The sequence below is a fragment of the Streptomyces alkaliterrae genome (assembly GCF_007097205.2).
GTDB classification, from domain to species: Bacteria; Actinomycetota; Actinomycetes; order Streptomycetales; family Streptomycetaceae; genus Streptomyces; species Streptomyces alkaliterrae.
This window is the reverse complement of the sequence record NZ_VJYK02000001.1, coordinates 53,246-62,299: the sequence shown is the minus strand read 5'-3', so window position 1 is coordinate 62,299 and position 9,054 is coordinate 53,246. Positions and strand designations below refer to the sequence as shown.

At 71.2% G+C, this 9,054-nt stretch carries 8 protein-coding genes; 2 read left to right on the top strand and 6 right to left on the bottom strand.

All coding sequences use genetic code 11. From position 1 onward, the window contains the following. Positions 1-566 precede the first annotated feature (566 nt). The 3 genes from FNX44_RS00310 to FNX44_RS00300 all read right to left on the bottom strand — a co-directional run bounded on the left by FNX44_RS00310 (position 567) and on the right by FNX44_RS00300 (position 4,617). Positions 567-1,733 carry a WXG100-like domain-containing protein gene (locus FNX44_RS00310; RefSeq protein ID WP_143645742.1) on the bottom strand — a complete coding sequence of 389 codons (1,167 nt, stop codon included), beginning with the start codon at positions 1,731-1,733 and terminating at the stop codon, positions 567-569. 70 nt (positions 1,734-1,803) lie between these two features. Further along, positions 1,804-2,217 (bottom strand): hypothetical protein, encoded by a 414-nt coding sequence (locus FNX44_RS00305; protein ID WP_143645740.1) that lies wholly within the window; start codon positions 2,215-2,217, stop codon positions 1,804-1,806. Between the two features lie 324 nt (positions 2,218-2,541). Then, positions 2,542-4,617, bottom strand: coding sequence for a SpoIIE family protein phosphatase (locus FNX44_RS00300; protein WP_143645738.1), 2,076 nt, complete (start codon positions 4,615-4,617; stop codon positions 2,542-2,544). A gap of 186 nt (positions 4,618-4,803) precedes the next feature. On the opposite strand from FNX44_RS00300, the gene FNX44_RS00295 reads away from it, so the two are divergent. Both FNX44_RS00295 and FNX44_RS00290 read left to right on the top strand, forming a co-directional pair. Next, the gene (locus FNX44_RS00295; protein ID WP_143645736.1) at positions 4,804-6,000 is read left to right on the top strand and encodes a sensor histidine kinase; all 1,197 of its coding nucleotides are present in this window, start codon (positions 4,804-4,806) and stop codon (positions 5,998-6,000) included. Further along, positions 5,997-6,656 carry a response regulator gene (locus FNX44_RS00290; protein WP_143645735.1) on the top strand — a complete coding sequence of 220 codons (660 nt, stop codon included), beginning with the start codon at positions 5,997-5,999 and terminating at the stop codon, positions 6,654-6,656. Before FNX44_RS00295 ends, FNX44_RS00290 begins: the two co-directional genes overlap by 4 nt. 49 nt (positions 6,657-6,705) lie before the next feature. Here the strand turns inward: FNX44_RS00290 and FNX44_RS00285 are convergent, their stop codons facing one another. The 3 genes from FNX44_RS00285 to FNX44_RS00275 form a co-directional block, all read right to left on the bottom strand. Beyond that, positions 6,706-7,779, bottom strand: a complete 1,074-nt coding sequence (locus tag FNX44_RS00285; protein ID WP_143645733.1) for a DUF418 domain-containing protein — start codon at positions 7,777-7,779, stop codon at positions 6,706-6,708. A 5-nt stretch (positions 7,780-7,784) separates the two neighbouring features. Further along, on the bottom strand, positions 7,785-8,147 hold the full coding sequence (locus FNX44_RS00280) for a DUF4333 domain-containing protein (RefSeq protein WP_173019077.1): 363 nt from the start codon (positions 8,145-8,147) through the stop codon (positions 7,785-7,787). A 222-nt stretch (positions 8,148-8,369) separates the two neighbouring features. Continuing rightward, positions 8,370-8,960 (bottom strand): DM13 domain-containing protein, encoded by a 591-nt coding sequence (locus FNX44_RS00275; RefSeq protein ID WP_143645730.1) that lies wholly within the window; start codon positions 8,958-8,960, stop codon positions 8,370-8,372. Positions 8,961-9,054: the final 94 nt, after the last annotated feature.

Here is a 9,054-nt window from a genome sequence, read left to right as displayed (position 1 = left end):
CCACACCAGAATCCCCACCACGCCCACGAGCGCCACCGCAGCGGCCACCACCGCCCCACGCCCGACCCTCACACCCACCACATCCCACACTCAGACCCGACACATCCGACCTTCGGACTCTAACCAACCCTTCGCCCTCACCACGCCGAGGGTGGTCAGGGCGAGGAGACCACCACGGCATGCCAACCGAGGAGAGCGGCCACGGCGAGGCAACCGAACGCCGCGGCCAATCCCGCACGGTGAGGCCAACGCCGACCACCGGAGTAGACGAGCGTCACAACGGCGCTCGCCCAAGCGCCCAGTACAAGGAGGGGCAGCGCCCCACGAGCGCGGTCGTTCACCTGGTGGCAGTGCTCCGCCCGACGCCCGGTCTCGCCGAAGTGGAAGAGACAGTTGCCGCCGAAGTTCTCGGTGCCCAAGCCTGTGAAGGGCCACCACAGGGTGACCAGCAACGCTGCGACGAAGGCGGCGGTAGCGGTAGCGCTAGCGACAGCGGGACTGCGGGAGGTTCGACGCGCCTGCTCCTGCGGCGGCCCTGACATCCGACCAGTCTGCCGGGGTGTGGCTCAGACGGCCTGGTGGTCGTAGGCGGAGCAGGGGAGGGGGAAGGACCTCACCGCGTCCAGCTGACCGTTCAGTACGGCGTCGCCCGCGCCGAAGACGGCGTTGACCGTCGCGTACAGCACCGTCAACGCGTTGATGACGTCGGACCAGCGGCTGATCATCATCGCGACCTTGGCGGCGATCAGCGCCGCCGCGCCGCCGGTCAGCACCAGGCCGACACCGGTGGCGGCGGCTCCCGCCGCGGCCGCCGCCTCCACGGCCGCCGCGATCGCCAGGTCGCTGATGAACAGCAGGGCTGCCTTCATGCCCTCCGCGAACTGCGCGACGGCTGCGGCGACCTGCTCGTAGGCCCGCTCCAGATCGAGGAGGCAGCCCCCGGTCCCGGTCAGCTTGCCGGCTAGGCCTTCGAAATACTCCCAGCGCGTGTCGGCGGCGTTGCCCGTCCAGCTCTCGCTGAGCTGGTTGTTCCCCGCGGCCACGTTGTCGGCGACCTTCCCGCACAGGCGGCCGACCTGCGACCACGTCGCCGCACAGGACTCGTAGCTCGCCCAGTCCCCCGCGACGAGCTTCGCGGCCTCGCCGAAGAGATCGAAGTCGAAGGCGAGCTTGAGCCCTTCGTTGACAAGCGTCGAAGGGCTCACCAGATCGAGGCCCACCCCCAGGACTCCGAGCGCGGGGTTGCCGCCCCCGCCGACCACGCCGTCGACCCGGGAACCGACCAGCCCGTCGTAGCGGTCCTTCACACCCTGTTTCACGCTGTCGAGGACACCGGACGTCCCGCCGGGGAGTTCGGCGGTCGGCTCGGCGACGTCCCGGAAGTCGCGGCTTCCCGTCGGCCCGTTCGCCGGACGTTCGGCCCGTCCGCCCGGGTAGGTGCGGTCCACCCGGGCGGCTTCCTCGTGGTCGGTCAGCCGGTAGTACCGGGCGGTGCCGACCAGCTCCCGCTCGCACGCCGCCACGGCCCGCTCGAGGGCCCTCATCGCGTGGCGGGCCTGGGCGACCTGTGTGCCGTGCCTGCCGACGACGAGCTGCCAGAGCTCGCTGGGGAACGACGAGTCGACCTCGGTCCCCTTCTCCAGATGCCGACGCCCGGCGGCGATGTCCGAGTGGGCGCGCCCGATCTGCCGGCCGTAGGCGCTGATGTCGGTCGGTTCGACCCGGAAGGCCATGGGCGTCTCGCCCCTTCGGTGCGATGGCGGGTGACGGACGGGGTGCGACGGGTGGTGTGCGCCGCAGGGCTCAGTAAGGCGACCAGCCTCGGCCGTCGTGCCGGGATCGCCGCTGTCGCCCGGACTGCCGCCGCTCGGCCGCGGTTCGGCGGGCTGCGGCCATCTCCCGCTCCTTGCTCTCCAGAAGGCGGTCGCCCTCGGCGGCGAGGAGCTGCCGTTCGGCCTCCGAGAGCCGGGACCACTCGTCGTGGAACGCACGCCCACCCACCACGAGGGCGTCGCCGTAGGCCGGAACGCGGACGGCGTCCCGCAGCGCGACCCGGCCGGCCAGCACCTCGGTCGCGAACTCACGAAGCGTCTCCCCGGCGACCCCGTCGGCCAGCTTCTCCAACGACTCCCTGAGTACCCGGGCATGTGCCGGATCCCCGGTGATGTCCATCAACTCGCTCTCGTCGACGCGTGGTTCGCCATCCTGCTGACTCACCCGGTCTCCCCTCTCCCCACCTGCCCGGCCGCTCGCCGCTCGCCGCTCGCCGTTCTCGTTCGTCGCTCGTCGTTTGTTGTTCGGCGCCCCGGGCACGCTCGTCCTCGGTCGGCGGCGGCAGAGTCTAGGGCGGTGCGGACGGAATCCCGCGCGGCCGTGGAACGGCCGGGCCGGGCGAGATCGGGACGAGGTCGGGGACGGCGCACCAGAACCCCGGGGCCCGTACGACTCGGACCGGCCTTCGGGCAGACCCGATGGCGCCGGGCCACATTCACCTGATCGAGGCAATGGGCGACGAGCGGGCGAAGGCGCCGCTGTGTCGGGTCAGCGGCGCCCCGCGCCGTCCGCGGCGGCGATCAGCAGGGCCACGTCGTCGTCCTCGCTGGGGTGGCGCAATTCCCGGAGGAGGAGGTCGCAGACCTCCTCCAACGACCCGTCAGCGGAGCCCAGCAGGGTCACCAGGGCCTGGATCCTGACGTCGATGTCCTCGTCCCGCGTCTCCACCAGGCCGTCCGTGTACAGAACAAGCCGGTCGCCCGGCGCGAGATCGACCGTCACGCTCTCGAACACCGTGTTGCCGACGCCGAGCGGGGCGCCGCTCGGCAACTCGAGCAGACGTGGCGTGCCCTGGGCGGAGACCAGGACCGGGGGGAGGTGGCCGGCGGACGCGACCCGGCAGCGGCCCTCACGCGGGTCGTAGACGGCGTAGACGCAGGTGGCGATGTAGGGATCGAGTCCGACGGTGATGTCGTCGAGGTGGCGCAGTACCTCGACGGGCTCCAGGTCGATACGGGAGAGCGTCTGGGTGGCGGTGCGCAGCCGCCCCATCGTGGTGGCCGCGTTGATGCCGCTGCCCATCACGTCCCCGACGACCAGGGCGGTCTTCTCGCCCTGCAGCGGCAGCACGTCGAACCAGTCGCCGCCGACCTCGAAGGCCGAACCGGCGGGCTGGTAGCGCGAGGCGACCTGCAGCCCGGCGAGGTGGCTCGGCTTGCGGGGCAGCATGCTGCGCTGGAGGGCCAGCGCGGTCTCCCGCTGCTGACGGTAGAGGCGCGCGTTGTCGATGCACACGGCCGCCCGGGCGGCCAGCTCGCAGGCGAGCAGCGTGTCGTCCTCGGTGAAGGGCAGCGGGTTGCGGGCGCGCTTGAGGTCCAGCGCGCCGAGAACCTCGCCCCGGGCGATCAGCGGTACCGCGAGATAGGAGTGGACCCCCGCCTTGGCGAGCAGCGCCGCGGCCCGCTCGTCGCGTGCGACGCACGACAGCGCGTCGTCGTCCAGCAGCGCCACCCGCACCGGCTCGGCGGTCCGTACACAGCGGGTGACCAGCCGGTCCGCGTCGTAGCGCGCCGGTTCGCCCGGCGGGTCGGCGGCGTCCACGGCGACCGTGTCGTAGGCGGCGGCGACGGCCAGCGCCTGGATCACCGCGGGGCCGTTGTCCGGCGAGGGGCGACCGCGCAGCACGGTGTCGAGCACGTCGACGGCGGCGATGTCGGCCAGCTCGGGCACGGCCACGTCGGCCAGCTCCCGGGCGGTCTGCTCCAGGTCCAGCGTGGTGCCGATCCGCACCGACGCGTCCGCGACGAGCGCCAGCCGGTGGCGGGCCCGCTCGATCTCCAGCGTCGCGAGGTGCCGGTCGGTGACGTCGATCGCGGAGACCGCGAGACCGATGACCCGGCCACCGACGTCGTCCAGCCGGTACAGGGAGACCGACCAGGCGTGGTCGTTGTCCGGGTCGGCCGGCGTCCGACCGGTGATCTCGTGGTCTAGCAGCGGCTCACCGCTCGCCAGAACCCGCCGCATCTTCATCTCGACCGCATCCGCGTCGACCGACGGCAGGATCTCCCCGACACGCCGGCCGAGGTGCCCCGCCGCGTCGATGCCGTCGATGCGGACCAGCGCGTCGTTCACGGCGACGTAGCGCAGGTTCGTGTCGAAGACGGCAAGCCCGATGGGGGACTGGTCGACCAGCCGGACCGACAGGGCCAGGTCGCGCTCCACCTTGCGGAGGGTTTCCTGGTCGGTGGCGATGCCGAGCGCGTAGTAGTCGCCGAGGTCGTCCAGGAGGCGCATGTTGCGCCACTCGAGGTTCTTGATGCTGCCGTCCTTGTGGCGCACGGGGAAGACCCCGGCCCAGCCCTCCCCGCTGCTCATGACCTGCTCGAAGAGCTTCACGACCATGTCGAAGTGCTCCTCGGCGATCATCAGCCGAGCCGCGTACGCGCCCAGCGCCTCGTCGGCCGAGTAACCCAGCAGGCGCTCGGCCTGCGGGCTCCAGAAGACGATGCGGCCCTTGTCGTCGAGCACCACGGCCGCCACCCCGAGCACCTCGAGCAGCCCACCCGTGGGAGCGGACGTGGTGGCCCTCTCACGGGCGGCCCACAGCTCGCCACCGCCGCCCATGGCCACTCCTCCCGGCACCGTCCCGGCGCGGTGCCTGTGCCCCCATCGTCCACCCGCCCGGCCCGCTCCTGCCAGGTTTTCTGCTCCCTAGGAGGAAAACCTGGCAGGAGACGTTCCGCCCGGGTCGCGTGCGGCGCTCCGCCCGGCCGGCCCGGGCGCTGCCGACGCCCGGCGTAGGGTCGCGACGTGGAGAACGTGGAGGAGGCCGGGCGGCGAAGATCAACGACCGTGTTGCTGGTCGCCGGTTTCACGCTGCTGTGGCTGCTGGACGTGTTGACCAGTCGGCACGTGTGGGTCTGGCCGCCGCTGCTCGGCGGCCCGCTGGTGGCGTTGCTGGTGCTGGCACCCGGGCGGTGGTGGCCGGGTCGCGTCGCCGAGAGCACGGTGATCCGCTGGCGGGTCCTGGCCGCCTTCGCGGTGTCGGCCGGGGTCACGTTGCTGCTGCTCCGTTCGGGTGAGGCCGGTAGTTGGGGGTTGATGGAGAGTGCGGCCCTGCTGACGTTGCTGGTCGGGGCCGCGCGGTCGGCTCCGATGCCGGAAGCCGTGGGGCTGTGCCTGCTGGTGGGCGCGGCTGTGATCGCCGCGCCGCTGCGGATCTCCGGGGGTGGTGACGAGATCACGTTCGCCTTCCTGCTGACGTTGGCGGCCGGTGGGGCCGTGGGACTGGGCGGCTACCTGCGAGGGCTGGACAACCGGCGGGCCCAGGCCGTCCACCGAGTCCGGGAGCGTGAGCGGCTGGAACTGGCGCGCGACCTGCATGACTTCGTCGCGCACCACGTCACCGGCATCGTGGTGCAGGCACAGGCGGCGCGGACCATCCGGGAGACGGCACCCGAACGGCTGGATCCGCTGCTCGAGGGCATCGAACGGGCTGGTGCGGAGACGCTGGAGTCGATGCGCCGGCTGGTGCGGGTGCTGCGGGAGGAGGACGGCGGCACGGTGCGGCCGGAGAACTTGCTGACCGAACTCGGTGTGCTGGTGTCGGTGTTCGGGGAACGGGAGGGCGGCGGCACGGCCACGCTTGAGGTCGCGGCCGACGCGAGGTCGGTGCGCCTCGCTCCGGAGGTGGAGACGTCAGTGCATCGCCTGGTACAGGAGGCGCTGACCAACGTCGCTCGCCACGCTCCGGGCGCCCCCGGCGTCCGGGTGACGATGGGACTGTCGGAGGGCCACCGGGAGGGCGCGTGGCTGGTGGTGCGTGTCGTGAACGGGCCGGCTGACCGTACTCCGCCGCCCGGCGGACGCGGTGGCTTCGGTCTGGTGGGTCTACGGGAGCGGGTCGAGGCGGTGGGCGGTGGACTGGACGTGGGGCCGACGGAGAGCGGGGGCTGGCGGGTGGTCGGAAGGTTTCCGGTGCTGGAGTCGGGAGGGTCAGTCGGATGAGCGATGCCGTGACGCGGGTTCTGATCGCGGACGACCAGGAGATGGTCCGAACGGGCTTCCGGCTGATTCTGGAGGCTCAGCCCGGGATCGAGGTCGTCGGCGAGGCCGCCGACGGCGCGCGGTGTGTGGAGCTGGCCCGTCGGTTGCGTCCGGATGTCTGCCTGGTCGACGTCCGGATGCCCAGGCTGGACGGGCTGGAGGTCACCAGACGGCTGGCCGGGCCGGACGTCGCCGAGCCGCTTCGGGTTGTTGTGGTCACCACCTTTGATCAGGACGACTATCTGTACGGGGCGCTACGGGGAGGTGCTGTCGGCTTCCTCCTCAAGGACGCGGGTCCGGCGCTGTTGGTCGAGGCAGTGCGGGCGGCGGCCCGGGGCGACGGGCTGGTCTCCCCGGCCGTCACACTCCGCCTGCTCAGGAATCTCGATCACGGCTCCACCGCCGACACGCCTCCTGTTCCGCTCTCGGAGCGGGAGGCGGAGGTGGTGCGGCTGGTGGCTCATGGCCGGACGAACCAGGAGATCGCAGCGGAGCTGCACATCTCCCTGTCCACGGTGAAAACCCACCTCACGAGTGTTCAGTTGAAGTTGGACGCCCGTAACCGGGTGGAGATCGCGGCGTGGGCCTGGCGGACTGGCCGGATGCGGGACGGCTGAGGGCGAGAGCGGCGGTGCCGCTGCCCGGCGCGCCGCCGCTTCCGGGTGCTCAGCTCCTGTGGGCTCGGCTTCCGCGGGCTCGGCTTTCTTTGCTCCAGTGCCACCAGGTCACTCGTCGCCATGCCCACTCGAGCGGCCCGTACCGGTGGCGAGCCAGCCACCAGTGGCTGAACACGGCCTGCGCGGTCAGCGTGCCGGCGGCGAGAGCGAGGGCGCCGGCCCAACGCATGGAGTCCGAGAGGCCGAGAAGCGGCGCCGCAGCCACGACAACAAGGGTTCCGCCTACGTAGTTGGTGAGCGCCATCCGACCGAGCGGGCTGAACACGGCCTTGAGCGGGCGCCCCAGCGGGCTCTGCAACAGCAGCAGAAATCCGCAGACGTAGGCGATCGCGGCCAGCAGCCCCGCGACGGCGGCGGACTTCATGGCGATCGGCTCCAGCCACGTCCTGTGCTGCCAGATGGTGGCGGCGACGGCGGTCGGCGCGGTGATCGCGAGGAGAAGGGTGAGCTGCCGACCCCGGTCCTGCAGTGTGTCCGGTATGCCGTACCTGGCGGTTGCGGCACCCAGCAGGAAGAGCCCGGGTATCAGGGCCATGCCGCCACTGGCGAGTATCAGCCCCGCCACGGTCGCCGCGAGGCCCGCGAGCAGGACCGCCCAGCGCGGCAGCCATGTTGAGGGCAGCAGCACCACCAGACCGGCGAGGGCGTAGGGGAGCAGCGCCTCGCCCGGATGCAGCAGCTGGTGCAGCCCGCCGAGGACGCCGAGCGCGAGCAGCCGGCGGAGCAGGAGGAGACGAGCGTTGGCGCCGCGGGCTGCCGCGCTCTCGTAGAAGAGCACGAAGCTCAGGCCGAAGAGGAAGGAGAAGATCGGGAAGAACCGGTGCTGGACCAGCAGGTCCAGAGCCTCACGGATCGGGTGGAGTTCACCGGGGCGGGGCCCGGCGGCGAGCGAGACGATCTGCGGGATGTTGACCAGCAGGATGCCGCAGAGTGCGAATCCCCGAAGGGCGTCCAGGGAGTGGATGCGTGGGCGTCCGGCGCCAGCGCCGGACGTGGTCTCGGGTGCTGGGGTGTGCGCTGGGGTGTGCGCTGGGGTGTGCGAGACGGCGTTCACGGCGTTCATGCTGTTCAGCCCTCCAGCAGCACGTAGTCGTAGGAGACCCGCTCACCGTCGGTCCCGGTGACCGAGACCGCGATGTTCTGGGTCGTGCCGTCCTCGAGGGTGACCTCGCACATGAGGGGCTGCTCCGCACGCGGCCGCAGTTCGTCCTCGCAGCGCACCTCCCGCGGCTTCTTCTCGATGACCGGGAGGCCGTAGTTGGCCCGTATCTGGCGTTCGACCTCGGCGCGGGGCACGTGACCGGTCGCGGTGTCACGCTGGCTCGTGGACTCGCTGGAAAGCAGCCGGGGCACGGTGAGGACCGCCAGTACGGCAGCCACGAAGGCGAGGCCTCCCACGAGGCTCAGGACGGCGAGAGTGGAGCGTTTCACGGGCTTCTCCGAGTGCGGGAACTGTTCGTCCCGTCCACGGTCCACTGCCGAGGCGCCTTCCCGCCTCGGCCGAATGGTTGCTTTGGCTACCGGCCAAAAGTATGAGTGGGCGGTGGAGGCCAGAGGCCTTGCTCCGGTTCTCCAGAGGGATGATGCCTCTATCCGCCAGAAGGTGGATCGACGTTCAACCGCATGGCCGACGTGACGGCCGTCGCGCGGACCCTACGCTTGCTTCAGCTCGGCAGCTCCGAAGCTGACGGCGAAGCGCTTGCACCAGATGCTGACGCTGGTGAGCTGCTCCAGGTCGACGGTGTCGGGAAGTTCGTAGTTCTGGCTTCCCTTGTTGCCCTTCAGCTTGCCGAGGTTGACGTACTCGCCGTCGTCGAAGACGTGCCAGCCGCCACGGCCCTCGATGACAGGTGCGTCAGTGATCCACACGTGGAGGTCGGGTCCGTTGCTGGTGTCCAGGTTCTCCAGCCGAAGGATCCGGTTGCCGTCGGCGGTCTCGACGACGCGCACGCTTCCGGTGGTGGTGTGCTCGTGGCTGATCAGCTCGCCTGACACGAGCGTACGCGGCTCGGCCGGCGGCGCCGGCGTCGCGGACGCGTCCTGATCGCCGCTGTCCTGGTCAGTGCCCGTGCCGGGAGAGGGCTCGGCGGTCGGTGCGGCCGACGGGAGCGACTCGTTGACGGTCTCGTCGACGACAAGCTTCCAGGGCTGGAACCAGTACAGCCCGAATCCCACCAGCAGCGTGAGCACCACGGCACCGCTGATGACCACAGGTCTGCTGAGGAGCTTGCCGAACCGAGCCATGACCGTCCCTTCCACGCGGTGCCACCGGAACGCCGCGTCCCCTGAAGCCTAGTTCGAAGAACCCGGACGGGCGAGGGGCGCCGGAACGATGAGA

Coding starts and splice junctions, on each gene's coding strand:
- FNX44_RS00285 (WP_143645733.1), bottom strand. CDS start 7,779: ATGAACGCCGTGAACGCCGTCTCGCACACCCCAGCGCACACCCCAGCG.
- FNX44_RS00310 (WP_143645742.1), bottom strand. CDS start 1,733: ATGGCCTTCCGGGTCGAACCGACCGACATCAGCGCCTACGGCCGGCAG.
- FNX44_RS00290 (WP_143645735.1), top strand. CDS start 5,997: ATGAGCGATGCCGTGACGCGGGTTCTGATCGCGGACGACCAGGAGATG.
- FNX44_RS00300 (WP_143645738.1), bottom strand. CDS start 4,617: ATGGGCGGCGGTGGCGAGCTGTGGGCCGCCCGTGAGAGGGCCACCACG.
- FNX44_RS00275 (WP_143645730.1), bottom strand. CDS start 8,960: ATGGCTCGGTTCGGCAAGCTCCTCAGCAGACCTGTGGTCATCAGCGGT.